Raw genomic sequence first — 18,124 nt, 5'->3', positions numbered from 1 at the left:
TATACATTTCAATTTCATATAAAATAAAAAAGGGAGAGTAAATCTCCCCTCTAAATAGATATATTATTATTTTATCGCACAAGTAACTGTAAATTTCCAATTCATATACATATCATTATCTCTTTTTTCCATTGCATATGATTTTCTTAGTATTTCATTTTCATATGCTTCATAATGCATTTCTTTTATTATTCTTATATTTTCATCTGGAATTCCAGCATTATCTATCCAATTATTTAAACTCATATTCTTTGAAACTATAGTTTTTGATGTTATATCTTCAAAATTGCTATTTATCATTAGATTCGTAATATCATCAACTAAGAAAGTATGTCTATCTTCCTTATACTTAAACATTTCCTTATAAAATTCTACACACTCTTTATTTGGAGGCGTCCCTTCACATAAAATAAATCTTCCATTAGGTTTTAATACTCTATATGCTTCATTCATAGCTTTCTCTAAGTCTTCTGAGTGATGAAATACCATTCTTGCTGTTAAAACATCAAATGTATTATCTTTAAATTCTTTTAACTCTTCTATCTTACTTACACTTAAGTTAAATTCCTCTTTATTATCTATTTTACTCATCATCTCTTCACTTATATCAACACCATAAAATTCTCCATTTGGAAAATGCCCTTTTAAAGTCTTTAAAACTTTTCCTGTACCTGTTCCTAAATCTAAAACTTTCTTATTGTTAACATCACCACAAAATTCAATCATAGAATTTAATGTTTCATCATTATTTACCCATTTAATATTATTATAAGTTTCTGCTCTTTTTGCCCAATCAGTTTTTATTGAACTCATATTTTTTTCTCCTATATTCTAAAAAATGTTTTATAATCACTCTTCTCTTATTACATAACAATTTTATAGAGTTATTCTATTAATATATAATCTTTTATATGTTCTAATACTATATCTGTATACTTTAGAACCTTATCATTATACAAATTAGTCTCATCTTCCCTTGTTTTTTTATTTATAAGTTTAACCTTATATTCCTCTATTGAAATTCGTCCATCTTGAGTACATAAGCCTTCTGTTTCAAAGAAAAATTCATGTATTAAATCATTCACTACTGCTTTATAAGTGCTTCCGGGATATATACTTTCAGTTATTGTGTATTCTCTTTCCTTTTCACCACCAAAATACTTAGGTATGTTTCCATCTTTCATATCAAAGTCAGTTATTCCTGATAAATTTAAAATTGTTGGGAATATATCTAACGATGATATCATTTCATTACATTCACCCTTTTTAACACCTTTTCCTCTAATCATAAAAGGTATCTTTGTTCTATAAGTTCCTAAAAATTCTTGATTTTCAGCAAGATATCCTTGTCCATGATCTGAAAATAATGATACTATATAATCATCCTCTGAATAGTTTTCTTTTATAAAGCTAAACAACATCCCTAAATATATGTCCATACTTCTTAATTTAATTTTATACTTCTCCAACTTTTTCGTATTATATTCTTTTCTTACACTTGTTTCATCAGTGCTATTTTCAAATCTATTTTCTAATAAGCACCTGCTTTGCGACACTACATCAACTTCTAATTCATCAGATATATCATGTAAATCAAATAAGCATGTCCATAAAAAGTTGTTTTTTTCTTTGAACATCTCTAAATTCTCTATAACCTCAGTTACTATATCTTTAGAATACATTCCTCTAACATTGGATTGATATATTGTCCTGTCCATTCCTTTTATATAACCTAATGTTGGTGTTGTTCTCCAATTTCCATCTATTTTTGAACAAAAATAATTGTTTCTATTAAAAACTTCTGTATATAACTCGTGTTTAAATAAATTTTTAGTATCATATATTGGATGATACACTCTATGATTGGTAGTATACATTCCAGTAAATATACTAGCCACACTTACATAAGTCCATTCACTAGTAACATGTGTATTTTTACATATTGCTCCATCTTTAAAAAATTTATAAGTGTTTGGCATATATTCCTTTAGATAACTTTTCTTTAACATTTCTTGGGTTAATCCATCTACGAATAAATTTAAAACAACCTTTGGCTTATCATTATCTATTTCTAATTCTATAAAATCTCCTAGAACAAAGAACTCATCAGAATTTATAAATAATTCTTCTCCTGGATTTATCAAATAATAATAATATCTATACGGCAAATTCTCACTCAAATTATATACATTTTTACCTATTTTAAATTCTAATTCACTATTTGGAAACTTCATTATAGGTAAAATAGTCTTTTTATTACAAATCACTTTTTTGCTCTTTATCTTTTTACCCCTTAAAACTTCAGTTTTAAAAAGATTGTGACCATTTGCTATGCTTTCTAAGAATATTTCATCTCTCTTTGCAACATAATTATCACAAATTCCACAATAAAATCGTTCACTTTTATTACTTATACATTCTCCTATTAAATTTCCCCCATCATAATTTTCCGGGAAAAATTTACTGTAATTTTCCAATTCACTTATTGCTTTTTTTCTTATGCATTCAAATTGATTTAGCACTTTTTTATCTTCTAATAAATTTTTTATAATATCCGAAACCATATCCTTTTTACTACTGTCTAAAGTCATAGCCTTTATTAAATAGTTAAGTCCATTATTTATCTTGTTTTGACATATATTAATCATCCCCAAATTGTAGTTAACTTCAAAATTAAATTCAAATTTATTATAAACATTAGTTAATATTTCTTCTGCGTAAGCTAATTTTCCCATATTAAATTGAATTATAGATTTCATAACAATTACGTCTATATCACTTATATACTTTTCATAATTACTTATAAGTTCTAGTGCATTGTTCATATTTTCTTCTTCTACAGTTTTAATAATTTCACTTTTTAGCTGTTTAATTTCATTTAAATTAATCATAATATACCTCTACATATCACCTATAGCATACTTTTTAATTTTATCACATATTAATTCTATTTCTTCCTTAGTTATTGAAATAGAACTCGGTAAATTTATTCCATTTTCAACAACATACTCAGTGTTTTTCATTTCTCCATATTTATACTTTAAATATGGGTTCATTTTGTGTACTGCCATAAAAAAAGGTCTTGTTTGTATTCCATCATTTTTTAGTTTTTCTATAAGTTCATCTCTACTTATACAAAAACCTTTCTCTAATACTATTGAATATAACCAATTTACATTTTCAATATCACATTCTTGTTTAATAACTCTTATTCCCTTTATTCCTTTTAGTAATTCATTGTAAAATTCTGCATTTTCTTTTTTTATTTTTATATACTCATCTATTTTTTCAAGCTGTGCACATCCCATAGCCGCAAGTATATTAGGCATTCTATAGTTATAACCTATTTCCTCATGATGCATAGCTCCATTTTCTAGTATAGTTTTAGTTTGTGTTGATAAATATTTTGCTTTTTTAGTAAATCTAGTATTATTACTTACAAGCATTCCACCTGCACCAGTAGTTATAAGTTTATTCCCGTTAAATGAGAAACATCCTATATCTCCTATAGTTCCAACTGCTTTTCCTTTATACTTAGATCCTAACCCCTCAGTTGCATCCTCTATTACATATAAATTATATTTTTTTGCAACTTTCATAACCTTGTCCATATCTACTGGTTGTCCATAAATATGAATTGGCATTATAGCTTTAGTTTTTTCAGTTATCATTTCCTCAATTTTATCTGTATCCATTACCCAAGTGTCACTACAAACATCTATAAATACAGGCTCTGCACCTACATATCTAATCGTATTAACTGGTGATATAAAAGTCATTGATGGAACTATAACTTCATCCCCTTCACCTATATTTAATGTTCTTAGGGCAAGTTCTAATGCAGCTGTTCCATTCATTGTTACAACAGCTTCCTCACATTTTAAATACTTGGCGAAATCTATTTCAAATTTATCTACATAGCTCCCTGCTGATGATACCCAATTAGTATCTAAGCATTCTTTTATATATTTCCACTCATTACCTTCAATTTTAGGTATACTTAACGGAATCATAATTTGCCCTCCTTTTCATCTAAACATTATAAATATCTGTTTTGAAGTAATTCATATTATTTCTTATCCATTCAATAGTTTCTTTTAAGCCTTCATCTAAACTGTAGTTTGATTTCCAATCAGTTAAATCTTTTATTTTTTTATTATCTGCCCATAATCTATTAACTTCACTTTTTTCCGGTCTAAGTCTTTCTTCATCACAAATAATCTTTACATTTTCTCCAGTTATATTTATTATTTTTTCTACTAAATCTCCAATGCTTATTTCATGATTAGAACCAGCATTTATGACCTCTCCAATAGTTTTATCACTTTCTGCAATTTTAATAAATGCATTAGCAGTATCTTTTACGTAGTTAAAGTCTCTAGTTGGTGTTAAGCTACCAAGTTCTATTTCTTTTTTTCCTGCTAATATTTGTGAAATTATTGTTGGTATTACAGCCCTTGCTGACTGTCTTGGTCCATATGTGTTAAATGGTCTTATAGTTGTTACTGGAGTATTAAAACTTCTATAATAACTTTCAGCCATCTTATCTGCTGCAATTTTTGAAGCTGAATAAGGCGATTGTCCTTGCATTGGATGCTTTTCATCTATTGGAACATATAGTGCTGTACCATATGTTTCAGATGTAGATGTATGTATAACCTTCTCTATATCATATTCTCTACACGCTTCCAAAACATTAGTAGTTCCTTCAACATTTGTTCTAACATATGCCATTGGTGATAAATATGAATATGGTATAGCTATTAAAGCTGCTAAATGAAAAACAACATCATTTCCTTTTATCAATCTTTTCATATTATCGTATTCTCTTATATCCCCAGTTACAACATTAATGCTATTTAAAATATTCTTATCTAATGTATCTAACCAACCCCAACTATTAAAGGAATTATATTGAGCTAAAGCAGTAACATTTGCACCTAATTCTACTAATTGCTCTGTTAAATGACTACCTATAAAACCATCAGCACCTGTTATAACAACCCTTTTCCCTTTTAAATTCATATAACTCACCTCTTATTTAAATTTTATAATTTTTCCAGGAACCCCTACTACCACTGCATTATCTTCTATATCATTTATAACAACAGCTCCAGCTCCTATAGTTACATTTTTACCTATTTTTATTCCTTGAATTATATTTGCTCCTAATCCAATATGTGTATTGTTATTTATATTTACATTTCCACCTAATACACTTCCTGGTGATAAGTGAACATTTTCACCAATTATACAATCATGTTCAACTATAGCTCCACTATTTACTATTGAATTCTTTCCTATTCTAACTCCAGAATTAATTACACATCCTGGCATAATACATGTACCTTCATCTATTGTCGCATACTCTGACACTATAGAATTTTCATGAATTAAAACAGGCACTTTATATCCTATATTTTTTAAATTTCTGTATATCTTATTTCTTATTTGTAAGTTTCCTAATCCACCTACCCCAACAAATGCAAACTTTATTCCATCCTTATATATATTATATAAATCTTCGTCAGTACCAATTATTGAATATTTACCACCTAACTCTACATTAGCCTCTTTATCAATTAATCCTTCAATTGAAAACTCTTTTTTACTATTTATTACATCTATTAATACTTTAGTATGACCACCTGCACCAATAAGTATTATTTTTTCCATATAACTCCTCTATTCTTTATAAATTAGTTATTGCTTCTTCATCTAATGATTCAAGAATATACTCTTCTTCCCATGGATTTTTAACTTTTCTTTTCCATATACCATCTATTTTCTCAAAGAAATCTCTATTCCAAAACTTATCAACTATGCTCCAAAACTCTTTATATGAATACCCTGTAAAATCTAAAAAGTCTTTTAATGCATATTGATCTACCATTTGATTTTCATGTTTTCTTAGAAGTTCTAATCCTTCTCGTTTAGATATTTTTCCACCTCTTATCCAATATCCAACTACATCAGTAGGACGTGAAAAAGCAAATTTAGGATATTTAAGCCATGGATGAACCAAATAACCATATGAATCTATTTGATCATAATCTTCAATAAATCCTTCTCTTTTCCATTCTGTTCCTAAGGATTTAAATCCATACTTCTTTGCAATTTGATAATTTTTATATCCATCCCATTTAACAAAGTAACTTAAATATATTGGTTCCAATTCAGCCCTTTCAACTTCTTCTTTAGTAGGATATACTAACATATTTATTTCTTCTTTTTTTATACCTTTTTCAAACCAAAAATCAAAATCTATCTTTTTAGCTACATCATTATTAATTTGTTCTTTTGCACTATAATGCTCTTTATCTTCTAAAACTCCACCATATTCATAACTAACATTTTCTCCATAAACAACTAGTTTAATCCCCATATTTATAGCCATTTTAATAGGAGCTACATATATTCCTCTATCAATAGCCCAAGTTGGTGAACCAAATTCTTCAAATGCTATTTTTGTCATTTTTCTTAGCACTTCTCTACTTTGATTTACTTTAATACAATCACAACTAAAGCTCTCGCTTATATTCTGGAAATTCTCTCCTCCTACTTTTGTCATCTTAAAAGGATCACTTACAGATACTAAAAGTGGATTCATTTTTAATACTTCTTTCATTATATATGTTTGATAATGACTATCTTTTCCACCACTAACTGCTATAATACAATCATAACTTCCATCATTTTTTCTATATTTATCGCAAAGCTTCTCAAGCTCTTTAAATCTCTCTTTATAATCTATATTTTTCTTTAACTCAGAGTGTCTACAAGCTTGACAAATTCCTTTTTCATCTATTTTCAATCCTGGTTTTGATGTTGGCATAAAGCAATTTTTGCAATATCTAATTCTATTCATATAAAATTCTCCTTAACTAATACATTTAATCTTATGTTTAAAAAATTTCTCTTAAAAGCATAAATGCTTCTGCATAATTACACCCACTTGAAGCACCTCTATATCTTGATAATGATTTTATATTATCTATACTTCTTGGTAATGGATTATCTTGAACTTCTGATTCATAAATTTTCATTATATCTATCTTTTTATCAATATAATTAGTAATATCTGAAAATACATTAGGTATAAACATATTCTCTATTAATGGTGGCGCTATTTCTGTTTCTGATATACACTCATACATCAAAATTTTTTTTATAAATGGATATCTAAAACTCTTTGTTGCACTCATTATTGCCTTTGCTGCAACTTGATGATCTGTGTGTATATCTGTTCTATTATTCATATATATTATTTCTGGTTTAGTATCTAAAATCACTTTTGATATTGATTCTATCAACTCACTAAAATCTACATTATGCAATTTAGTTGTTAAGAAATCTAATTTATAAATATTTTTTATTCCATAACATTTTTTTACCTTTTCAATTTCATCTCTTCTATTACTTAAAAAATTTTCACTAAATCCAAGTTCTTTTGTAGCTTTAGTCATAATAAGCCAATTAATTTCATCATTATTTTCTCTATGCTTTAATAATGTTCCACCACAACCTAATGTTTCATCGTCTGGATGGACTGATATGACAAGTATCCTCATAAAAATTCTCCTTACATTAATTTTTCACCAATTTGAAAATACTTTTGAGTGTTATGTGCTAGTACTTCCTCATTATTTATTATTAGTTTCTTTATCATCAATGTCCCATCTTTACATCTAACAACCATTCCATCATTATAATTAATTGAAACAATCGTTCCATTCTCCACTTCATTGTATATAAACTCATCATATACATCCGCTTCTAAAATAGTAATTTCTTTTCCTTTATATGAAGTTGTAGCTCCTGGATATGGTATGGTTATTGCCCTAATTAAATTATAAATATTTCTAGAATTATCATTCCAGTCTATAATTCCATCTTCTCTATTTCTTCTTCTTCTATATGTTGCTAAATTATTATCTTGCTTTATTCTAATGAGATTCCCCTTAACAATTAATGGATAATAGGTTTTTGTAAGTTCCACACATAACTTATATACTTTATTAAGCACATTTCTTATAGTATCAGTATTCTCTATATCAAAATTTTTTTGACCTATAATATCTCCTGAGTCCATTCCTTCATCAATCCAAAACATGGATACGCAACCCGCTTTATATCCCTCCGATATTTGCCATGCTAATACACTTCCACCTCTATCCATTGGTAATTTACTAGGATGAAATCCAATTACACCTATCCTAGCTGCATCTATTATTTTTTTATCTATAATTTGTGACCAACCTACAACAAAAATTATATCCGGCTTTAAGCTACATATTTCATCTGCGTAATTATTTATATTATCCACTTTTTTTAACTTATCTTTAAATATTTCATTATCAAAATAAATAAAATCTGAAGTTTTAATCCCTAATTCATCTATTAGTGTATAAACTCGTAACAATTCTGTATTTCTGCTTTTTTCTAGATAATTCGATATATCTTTTCCATTTTGTAATGACCCTATAACAATAACCTTCATTATTACTCCTCTTCATAGTTAAGTTTTTTAGAAATTAACTTTTTATCTAAATTTATAGATTTTAGTACGCCAACTATTTCATAACTTGTATTTCCATCACCATAAACATTTTCTATATTTTCAATGTCTTCTCTAAATTTTTCATCATATAATGCTTTATTGATGGCATGTACTATATCTGAACTTTTATACTCAGTATCTATTATATTTTTATTTCTTAATCTTCCTTTTTGTCTACTTCCAATATTTACAACTGCCCTTTTAAATATTGGCGCCTCTATTATTCCACTTGATGAATTTCCTATAACAACATCAGCCTCTTTTAATAAACTTAAATACTTAACTTTTCCTAAGGAATATACCATATGTGCATTAGCATTTTTATCTATAAATTTATTTATCTTATCAATGATATCTTTACTTCCAAAATCAGCATTAGGATAGGTAAATATCATATTTGCATCATATCCTTGTAGAGCTTCTAATAATTGTTCAATTTGATAGTTTGTGTCATTCGATTCTAAAGTTACTGGATGATATGTTATTAAAAATGTTTTTCTATCAAATTTAATATTTAATTGTTTTTCTAATTCTTTCTTTGATAAAAATTTTACACTTTTTATGTTTTCTACAGCTGCTTGACCTGTATTATATACACGCCAATTTTCTTCACCCATTTTTATTATTCTTTTCTTATATAACTCAGCTCCTGTAAAATGAATATGTGCCATTTTTGTTATCGCATGTCTTATTTGTTCATCAACTAGGCCCTCTGTGGATTCTCCACCATTCATATGTGCTATTGGAATATTCATCATCATAGCACATGTTGCTGCTATAAATGTTTCATATCTATCACCTAATATAAGCATAATATCTGGCTTTAATCTATCAATGCTTTGAGATATCTGTATCATTTCAATACCCATAGACTTTAATATAGAACTTTTATTTTTTGAGCTAATAAGCATATCTATTTCTTCATCTATCTTGAATCCATCATTTTTTATTTCATCTAACGTTAATCCATACTCTGGAACTAAGTGATTTCCTGTTACAATTAGCTGAAGTTCTAAATCCTTATCTTCCTGAATTCTCTTCATAGTCCAATATAATAAGCCATATTCTGCTCTTGTTCCAGTAACAACTAACACTTTTCTCATATTCTCACCTACTCTAAATCATTAAATGTAATAATTTTATCCTTTTCAATATTAGATATTGCTTTTTTCCCTAGAACCATTTCTATATCAGCAGGGCTTATTCCATTTCCTGGCCTCTTAAAGTCTATATTAGAATATCCTATTTCTTCACCTTTTTGTATGTTTTCTTTTGCAACTATACTTTTTCTAACAACTAACTTAGTGTTTTCTTCATTAGCATTGCATTTTTTTATTTTACTTCCTAGTGATTTTTCTACATTTCTTATGCATTTAACTAATAATTTTAATTCACTAGTGTCTAACGAAGCTATATGATCTGGTCCATCCATATTTTTATCTAGCGTAAAATGTTTCTCTATAACTTTGGCCCCCATTGATACAGCTGCTATAGATACCTCAATGCCTACAGTGTGATCTGAATAGCCAACTGGTAAATCAAATAATTCTTTCATTGTTATCATTGAATTTAAGTTTACATCTTCATAGTTTGTCGGATAACTTGATGTACATTGTAATAATATAATGTCATCATTGCCACAACTTTTTATTGCATTTATAGCTGCTTCTACTTCTTCTAAATTTGCCATTCCCGTAGAAACTATCATTTTTTTACCTAATTTTGCAATATATTTTAATAATGGTATATTAGTCAACTCTCCTGAACTAACTTTATATATATCAACACCAATTTTTTCCAATAAATCAACGCTTTCAAAGTCAAAAGGGGTAGACATAAATAAAATATTTTTTTCATCACAATATTTTTTTAACTCAATATGATTTTCTAATGTTAATTCTAATTTCTTTAACATATCAAATTGACTTCCTCCACCTGTGTTTTTCATTTGATAATTGGCTTTTGGTGCATCTTTTGTTACTAACTTTTCACTTTTAAATGATTGAAACTTAACAGCATCTACTCCAGCCTTTACAGCTTCATCTATCATTTGTTTGGCAATTTCCATGCTGCCATTATGATTAACTCCAATTTCTGCAATTAAAAAAACTTGTCCCATAAAATTCTCCTTTTAGATTATCTCCATTAAGTAAAATTTGTGTAATAGCTGCAATCCATTTATAACTTGTCTATCTCCAAATTCATCTTTAAATGTCCAACTTCTTAATGGATCATTTTCATTTTTATCTATATCAATTCCGATTTTAAATTCTGTAAAACTACACTTAAATCCCTTGCTATTTAAATATTCTTCAATTCCATATTTTGAGAATAGATTCCAACCTGTTTGCCATGGTCCATTTTCTTCATATCCTCTACTTTTTATAATTACATCTATTTTTTCTGGATTAAATATGCCAAAAACATATATTCTTCCAGTATCACTTTTTAATTTTAATAAATTATCTATCCACGGTTTATAGTCATCAAATATAGAATGAACACCACTCATATATATATAATCAAATTTTTTAGAAGGTAAATTTTCCCCAGTATATATATTAGATTTTATGAAATTACATTCCTTAACTTCATCTTTAGCCTTAGCTAGCAACTCATCCATTACATCCATTCCTGTTAATTCACAGTTAGATATATTATTAGATAAAAAATATAAAAAATCACCAGTTGCACATCCTATATCTAATATCCTTGGCTTTTTAACTTCATCAATATATTCTTTAGATTTGTTATATATAAACTTAAAATATTCCTTTGTGTTATGCTTCCTATTTTCCTTTAGATAAAATTCATCATGAGTTCTTACTACTTTCATATAATCACCCTTAACCTAACTTTTTTCCTATGTAAAAATAATGCTCTGAAGAACCTTCCTTCATGTCGAAATCATATTTTCCTATATATAATGGATTAAACATAGAAAATTTTTCTTTTAAATCATCAGCACCTTTTACAAAATTAATATATGTAGTTTCATTTAATCTCCCATTAAGATTAACCTCATATAACCCACTATTATCATTTAATTTTTTAGCATGCTTAAAATAATAATTTTCACTAGACATCATAGTAAAAATAACTATTCCATTTTCATTTAATACATCATTCATCTCATATAGTTTTTTTTGTAATTCTTCGTCTGAAAGATAGTAAAGAACTTGATTTGCAAATATAATATCAAATTTTTCATTAAATATATCCTTTAATAAATCATTATCCTTATCTATTAAGTAAAATTTACCATCTTCGATTCTCTTATTGCATATTTCTATTGCTTTTTCTGAAATATCCACTCCACATACATTTATTCCTTTCTCCATGAAGTATATGTCATGAGTTCCATTTCCACATCCGTAATCTAGTAAATTAGATTTTTCCCCTATAATATCCTTTATGTAATGCTCATAAATTCTTATTATATGAGACTCTGGATATTGTATTCCATACCCCTTAGAATATTTATCTTCATATGTGTTCTTGTTCATTTCTATATTATTCATTTTCTCCACCTCTTAAGTTTAATATTAATTCTGCTAATTTAAAATCTAATATATCGTCAACATCTATAGATGATTCTTTATCCATAATATAAGCAATAGTATTATCTCCATACCAATCCTTATGTTCTAAGAAAAATTGTGTTTTTGTCATATATATAGCACCATTTAAACTATATATATTAGGTAATTCTTGTCTTCGTAAAATAGCATTATTGCTATTAATAAAACTTTTTATTTTATTATCTACTAAAATTTTCATCCAATAAGGATTTTCTTCACATTCTTTAACACTGACAATAGCATCAGCACTATTTTCAAAAAGTAAATCTATAGCTTCATCTATATGCTTACTTTCTCTTAATGGTGATGTACATTGTAATAACATAATATAATCTGGTATGTAGTTATCATTTTCTTTCAACCACTTTAAAACATCCAATATTACATCATTGCTTTTGCTCTCATCTGTAGCTAAATTAGCACACCTCATAAATGGCACTTCCGCTCCCCACTGATTGGCTATTTCAGCAATTGTATTATCATCTGTTGATACAATAATTCTATTTATATACCTACTGTTTTTAGCCTCTAATATTGTATGTGCTATTAATGGCTTTTCATTTAGCAATTTTATATTTTTTCCTGGCAACCCCTTCGACCCACCTCTTGCAGGTATTATAGCCAATATCTCTTGTTTATTTATCATTAGCCTGTCACCTCATTTTCACATGCCAAATTATATATATCAGAATTTATTTGATTGTAATCTTCTATTCTTCCTATATCCATCCAATAATCATCAATTAAATAATGCTTAACCTTCATATTATTTTTTATACATATATCAATTAACTCTGTAATCTCAAAATATTTATCATCTGGTATATATTTCAGTATCCTTGGGCTTAAGCAATACATACCTCCACTTATTACAAAATCATAACTTGGTTTTTCTTTTATCTCAGTAACTGAATTATCACAATTACTTTCAATAACTCCATATGCAATACTAATAGTTTTTTTAACAGAGATAATTGTTATATCATTCTCATTATTTTTATGATAATCTAATATTTTTGAAAAATTAGCTGTTGAATAAACATCTCCATTTACAACAAAAAAATCATCATTAATATAATTTTTAGCTAAACTTATTGCTCCAGCAGTGCCAAGTCTTTTTTCTTCCTTTAAATAATCTATTCTGCATCCATGTGAATATCCATCTTGGAAATAATTCTCTATAATTTCATATTTATAATTAACTGAAATTAAGAATCTATTAAATCCATACATTTTAAAATTTTCTATAATATGCTCCATAATTGGTTTATTTCCTAAATTCAACATTGGCTTAGGTATCTCTTTAGTTAATTCCTTTAGTCTTGTTCCAAGTCCACCAGCCATTATTATAACTAAATTTTCTTTGCCTCTAGGAATAATTAATTCATTCAAAGATACAGTATCTATAAGAACATTTTCTTCATCTACTATTGGCAATTCTCTTATAGCCTTTTGTATCATTACCTGTTTTCTTTCCACATAGCTAGAACTACAAAGAACTCTAACTGGCTCTTTATTCATTATATCTTTAACATCTTCATTTAAATCTTTTCCTTTTATTAATGCCCGTCTTATATCTCCATCTGTTATAGTTCCAACTAGTTTTTTCTCATCATCTAATACATATACGATTCCCTTTTGTGCTTCATCAATAGCTTTTAAAGCTTCATAAATAGACATTCTATAATTGATGCTAAGTTTATCTATACATTTACCCATACTATCCCTCTTATTTTATTGTTAGTTTTATCTTTTTTTGTACATCTTCTAAAACTGGCAATAATTCATAATTAAGTTTGTCTGCAATAAGCATATTGTCTTGATTTTCTATAGCTTCTAATACTTCTTTTAGAGTGTCTATTATGCCATCTATACTTATATTAACTTTATGAATATCTTTAGTAAGTTCTATACTTTTCACTAGCCATTCTATTCCTTCGCACATAACCTCTATTAATTTATATCCCTCATTTGTATCATCATTTTCAAATTTTTCTACTATTACACTTATTCCATTCTTCAAATTATAGACATATTCATCTGCCATAATTAAAGTTTCTATTTTATTATTCATAATATTTATCCTCTTTTTCTGTTATTTTTTATATACTCTGATATCTTACTCTCAGCTTTTTTCAATTTAACTTCTAATTCCTTATAAATTTCAATACTTTTTCCTATGATTTTTTTATTTATTTCACTTTGACTATCTTCTTTTAAAATTAAAAATTTAGAATCTTGCTCTATTTCATAAACTTTACCTACTAATAAACTTTCTAAAATGTCTAAATTATTAATATCAGCCTTTAAATTTTCATCTATTTTATCTAATTTTAAATTTAACTCTTCTATTTCTTTGTTACTATTTTTTTCCACAGCTTTATTAAGCTTACCTATCATTTTCAAACCATCATTACACTTTTCACTTGCATTTCTTATGATTTTAAGACTGGTTTCCAATTCAGTAATTATATTATCTATAACATCAAATTCTTTTATAAATGTTTTGATTGGGGTTACCTTCTCATTAGTTATTTCATCTAAAGTTTCCTTTAATGTCTTAATTTCAGTACCTTTTATATATGCTCCACCCTCTGTCGCATCTATAAATCTATTATTTGGTAATAACTCTATTAACTCTTCAAAATCTACTTTAAACGCATTTAATGCTAAACTTGTCCTTACTTTTTTTCCATAAATATCATATATATATGTGTCAAGCTCAGATTTAAACTCCTCAGAATGTTCTCTATTAGCTATTTCAGCATACCCCTTATCATTTGTATAAGCTAAATCCTGACCTATAAATATAATTGGATTACATCCTAGCTTTGCTGCTAATAATGTAGATGAATGGGCTACTGACCCTGCAAAATTCATTCCTTCTATCTCCATATTAAAAACTCTATCTACCATATTGTTTCCTTGAGTTAAAATTTTTGATCCTTTATGTTTATTTACTACATCACTATTTGTTCCATCATAAAAAAATAATGGACATTCAACCTTATCTATATAACCATCTACTAAGTCATAACTTTCTTTCGCTGGATCTATAACTACTAAACCATCTACTTTTATTTTTCTATCCATTAATGGCTTTAATGTTCTTCCACCACTTAAAATAAGTGCATTTTCAACCCCTTTTAACTGATCTATGTTTTTTTCTAATGAAGGTCCTGCTGATACTATAACAGCTGGTACATTTTTATATTTATTTTGCAAATAATTTAAAGGTGTTGATTTCGAAATTACATTTAAATTATCAATTAATGTATTAAACCATGTTTCAGCAAAATCAATATTTGTATTTCTATTTAATATTTTATCAACCTTTAGATTTCTAAAATGTTCCATTAGATTTTTACATTCTTCCAAATATAATTTATTGTAATTTGCATAAGCAGAAAATTTTATTCTATCAACATTAAGTGCTCCAACAAAATGCTTAAAGAAAACTTTAATATCTTCAGTTTCGCCTGTTAATTGCACTCTATCTATGTTTATTAAATCATCTATCACATGATTTTCTAAAGCATATAATAACCATTCTTTATTAGGCTCAAATATTAAAATTTTATTTTCATTTCCTTCTGTTTCCTTTAAAAGTTCTCTTATGTGCTCTCCGCAGCTTAATCCTATAATTACATAAATATCATCTAAAGTTATAATTCCAAAAGATTTTATAAATCTATCTATTTCCCTTTTTTGATTATATTTACTTCCTATATAAATCCACTTTCCATCTATATTAACTCTTATTAAGTCATATCCATCTTTGCTTTTTTCAATATTAAAATTACACACAATAACTTCTCCTTATACATAATTAAACAAAATTCGACATTTTATGTTTCTACTTTACTTAATTATACTAAATTTTTAAACTAATTCTTTTAATTTTTTTAATTTTTTTATGGTAATTTATTCTTTTCAATATGAAGGTACTTTACAGTTAATTTAAAATTATATTGAAAAAAGCTAAGAATTTTCTCCCTAGCTTTTCTGTTTAGTAACATATTTTTTTGTTATTTATTATCTTAATAATTGTAAAACACCTTGTGGTTGTTGATTTGCTTGTGCAAGCATTGATTGAGCAGCTTGTTGAAGTATGTTATTTTTAGAGAAATTCATCATCTCTTTAGCCATATCAACGTCTCTTATTCTTGATTCTGCTGCTGTTAAGTTTTCACTTGATGTGTTTAAGTTGTTTATTGTGTGCTCTAATCTGTTTTGAACAGCTCCAAGCTTAGATCTTTGAGTAGATACTTTTGTTATTGCTGCATCTACTGTAGTTATTGCTGCTTCTGCTGAAGATTGTGCACTTATTGATAATCCACTTACTCCTAAAGCTGAAGTTTTCATACTTCCAATAGATATAGTTATTGTTTGTCCAGCATTAGCACCTATTTGTAATTTCTTTCCTGAATTATATGATCCTTGAAGTAATTTTTGAGTATTGAACTCAGTTGTATCTCCAATTCTATCGATTTCAGCTGTTAATGCTGCAACCTCATCTTGAAGTCTTAATCTATCTTCATCTGTATTTGTATCATTTGAAGATTGAACTGATAATTCTCTCATTCTTTGTAGAATTGAGTGTGTTTCATTTAATGCACCCTCTGCAGTTTGAATTAAAGATATACCATCTTGAGAGTTTCTTGATGCTTGGTCAAGTCCTCTTATTTGTCCTCTCATTTTTTCTGAGATAGCAAGACCAGCTGCGTCATCTCCAGCTCTGTTAATTCTTAATCCTGAAGAAAGTTTCTCCATAGATTTTCCTGCTTGGCTTGTGTTCATTCCCATATTTCTGTGGGCATTCATTGCATTCATATTGTGATTAATTATCATATTTATTCCTCCCTGATTTTCTAAGTACATCCATGTACTTACGAATAATTTAATTTATAATATAATAATCGATTTAAAATAAAAAACTTTATATTTATTTTTCATTTTAATCTTTATATTTTTAAATTACATATTTATTTTCTTATATATTAGATCAATTTTCTAATTATAAAAAAGAAGCCAAGGATTATCCTCGACTTCTATATTCCCTTTAATTATCTTAATAATTGAAGAACACCTTGTGGTTGTTGATTTGCTTGTGCAAGCATTGATTGAGCAGCTTGTTGAAGTATGTTATTTTTAGAGAAGTTCATCATCTCTTTAGCCATATCAACATCTCTTATTCTTGATTCTGCTGCTGTTAAGTTCTCACTTGATGTATTTAAGTTGTTTATTGTGTGCTCTAATCTGTTTTGAACAGCTCCAAGCTTAGATCTTTGAGTAGATACTTTTGTTATTGCTGCATCTACTGTAGTTATTGCTGCTTCTGCTGAAGATTGTGCACTTATTGATAATCCACTTACTCCTAAAGCTGAAGTTTTCATGCTTCCTATGTTTATAGTTATTGTTTGTCCAGCATTAGCACCTATTTGTAGTTTCTTACCTGCTGAATAAGATCCTTGAAGTAATTTTTGAGTATTGAACTCAGTTGTATCTCCAATTCTATCGATTTCAGCTGTTAATGCTACAACCTCATCTTGAAGTCTTGCTCTATCTTCATCTGTGTTTGTATCATTTGAAGATTGAACTGATAATTCTCTCATTCTTTGAAGAATTGAGTGTGTTTCATTTAATGCACCCTCTGCAGTTTGAATTAAAGATATACCATCTTGAGAGTTTCTTGAAGCTTGATCAAGACCTCTAATTTGTCCTCTCATTTTTTCTGAGATTGCAAGACCTGCAGCGTCGTCTCCAGCTCTATTAATTCTTAATCCTGAAGAAAGTTTCTCCATAGATTTTCCTGCTTGGTTTGTATTCATTCCCATGTTTCTGTGTGCGTTCATCGCATTCATATTGTGATTAATTATCATATTATGTTCCTCCCTGATTTTTCAAGTACATCCATGTACTTTTAATTTAATTTATTTTATATTATCAAATTATAAAAATATTGATAATACTAATTATATAT

At 27.5% G+C, this 18,124-nt stretch carries 18 protein-coding genes; all 18 read right to left on the bottom strand.

From position 1 onward, the window contains the following. Window positions 1-66 precede the first annotated feature (66 nt). The 18 genes from AC07E4_RS13425 to AC07E4_RS13340 all read right to left on the bottom strand — a co-directional run bounded on the left by AC07E4_RS13425 (window position 67) and on the right by AC07E4_RS13340 (window position 18,023). Window positions 67-813, bottom strand: a complete 747-nt coding sequence (locus tag AC07E4_RS13425) for a class I SAM-dependent methyltransferase (RefSeq protein WP_478216665.1) — start codon at window positions 811-813, stop codon at window positions 67-69. A 71-nt stretch (window positions 814-884) separates the two neighbouring features. Further along, a complete protein-coding gene (locus AC07E4_RS13420; RefSeq protein ID WP_478216664.1) occupies window positions 885-2,891 on the bottom strand; it encodes a sulfatase-like hydrolase/transferase in 2,007 nt (668 codons plus the stop codon). A gap of 9 nt (window positions 2,892-2,900) precedes the next feature. Next, window positions 2,901-4,013 (bottom strand): LegC family aminotransferase, encoded by a 1,113-nt coding sequence (locus AC07E4_RS13415; RefSeq protein WP_478216663.1) that lies wholly within the window; start codon window positions 4,011-4,013, stop codon window positions 2,901-2,903. A gap of 19 nt (window positions 4,014-4,032) precedes the next feature. Beyond that, window positions 4,033-5,025, bottom strand: a complete 993-nt coding sequence (locus AC07E4_RS13410) for an NAD-dependent 4,6-dehydratase LegB (RefSeq protein WP_478216662.1) — start codon at window positions 5,023-5,025, stop codon at window positions 4,033-4,035. Window positions 5,026-5,037: 12 nt separating this feature from the next. Further along, a complete protein-coding gene (locus AC07E4_RS13405; protein WP_478216661.1) occupies window positions 5,038-5,676 on the bottom strand; it encodes an acetyltransferase in 639 nt (212 codons plus the stop codon). 16 nt (window positions 5,677-5,692) lie between these two features. Beyond that, window positions 5,693-6,868, bottom strand: a complete 1,176-nt coding sequence (locus AC07E4_RS13400) for an N-acetyl sugar amidotransferase (protein ID WP_478216660.1) — start codon at window positions 6,866-6,868, stop codon at window positions 5,693-5,695. Window positions 6,869-6,905: 37 nt separating this feature from the next. Then, window positions 6,906-7,571: a PIG-L deacetylase family protein gene (locus AC07E4_RS13395; protein WP_478216659.1), complete on the bottom strand. Its 666-nt coding sequence runs from the start codon at window positions 7,569-7,571 to the stop codon at window positions 6,906-6,908. A gap of 11 nt (window positions 7,572-7,582) precedes the next feature. Beyond that, on the bottom strand, window positions 7,583-8,500 hold the full coding sequence (locus AC07E4_RS13390; RefSeq protein WP_478216658.1) for a methionyl-tRNA formyltransferase: 918 nt from the start codon (window positions 8,498-8,500) through the stop codon (window positions 7,583-7,585). A 2-nt stretch (window positions 8,501-8,502) separates the two neighbouring features. After that, complete coding sequence (gene neuC, locus AC07E4_RS13385; RefSeq protein ID WP_478216657.1) at window positions 8,503-9,663, bottom strand: UDP-N-acetylglucosamine 2-epimerase; 1,161 nt, start codon at window positions 9,661-9,663, stop codon at window positions 8,503-8,505. 8 nt (window positions 9,664-9,671) lie between these two features. Next, on the bottom strand, window positions 9,672-10,679 hold the full coding sequence (gene neuB, locus AC07E4_RS13380) for an N-acetylneuraminate synthase (RefSeq protein ID WP_478216656.1): 1,008 nt from the start codon (window positions 10,677-10,679) through the stop codon (window positions 9,672-9,674). A gap of 12 nt (window positions 10,680-10,691) precedes the next feature. Beyond that, a complete protein-coding gene (locus AC07E4_RS13375) occupies window positions 10,692-11,396 on the bottom strand; it encodes a class I SAM-dependent methyltransferase (RefSeq protein WP_478216655.1) in 705 nt (234 codons plus the stop codon). Between the two features lie 10 nt (window positions 11,397-11,406). Next, window positions 11,407-12,081 carry a class I SAM-dependent methyltransferase gene (locus tag AC07E4_RS13370; RefSeq protein ID WP_478216654.1) on the bottom strand — a complete coding sequence of 225 codons (675 nt, stop codon included), beginning with the start codon at window positions 12,079-12,081 and terminating at the stop codon, window positions 11,407-11,409. Beyond that, the gene (locus AC07E4_RS13365) at window positions 12,074-12,787 is read right to left on the bottom strand and encodes an acylneuraminate cytidylyltransferase family protein (RefSeq protein ID WP_478216653.1); all 714 of its coding nucleotides are present in this window, start codon (window positions 12,785-12,787) and stop codon (window positions 12,074-12,076) included. The genes AC07E4_RS13370 and AC07E4_RS13365 overlap by 8 nt, the downstream gene beginning before the upstream one ends. Beyond that, the gene (locus AC07E4_RS13360; RefSeq protein ID WP_478216652.1) at window positions 12,787-13,860 is read right to left on the bottom strand and encodes a nucleotidyltransferase family protein; all 1,074 of its coding nucleotides are present in this window, start codon (window positions 13,858-13,860) and stop codon (window positions 12,787-12,789) included. Before AC07E4_RS13360 ends, AC07E4_RS13365 begins: the two co-directional genes overlap by 1 nt. 10 nt (window positions 13,861-13,870) lie before the next feature. Next, the gene (locus tag AC07E4_RS13355) at window positions 13,871-14,215 is read right to left on the bottom strand and encodes a DUF8042 domain-containing protein (RefSeq protein WP_478216651.1); all 345 of its coding nucleotides are present in this window, start codon (window positions 14,213-14,215) and stop codon (window positions 13,871-13,873) included. Between the two features lie 5 nt (window positions 14,216-14,220). Next, the gene (locus AC07E4_RS13350) at window positions 14,221-15,948 is read right to left on the bottom strand and encodes a motility associated factor glycosyltransferase family protein (protein WP_478216650.1); all 1,728 of its coding nucleotides are present in this window, start codon (window positions 15,946-15,948) and stop codon (window positions 14,221-14,223) included. Window positions 15,949-16,176: 228 nt separating this feature from the next. Further along, window positions 16,177-16,992, bottom strand: a complete 816-nt coding sequence (locus AC07E4_RS13345) for a flagellin N-terminal helical domain-containing protein (protein ID WP_478216649.1) — start codon at window positions 16,990-16,992, stop codon at window positions 16,177-16,179. Between the two features lie 215 nt (window positions 16,993-17,207). Continuing rightward, window positions 17,208-18,023 carry a flagellin N-terminal helical domain-containing protein gene (locus AC07E4_RS13340; protein ID WP_478216648.1) on the bottom strand — a complete coding sequence of 272 codons (816 nt, stop codon included), beginning with the start codon at window positions 18,021-18,023 and terminating at the stop codon, window positions 17,208-17,210. Between the last annotated feature and the right edge of the window lie 101 nt (window positions 18,024-18,124).

This window comes from Clostridium amazonense (genome assembly GCF_056431285.1).
This window is presented reverse-complemented; position numbering and strand designations above follow the sequence as displayed.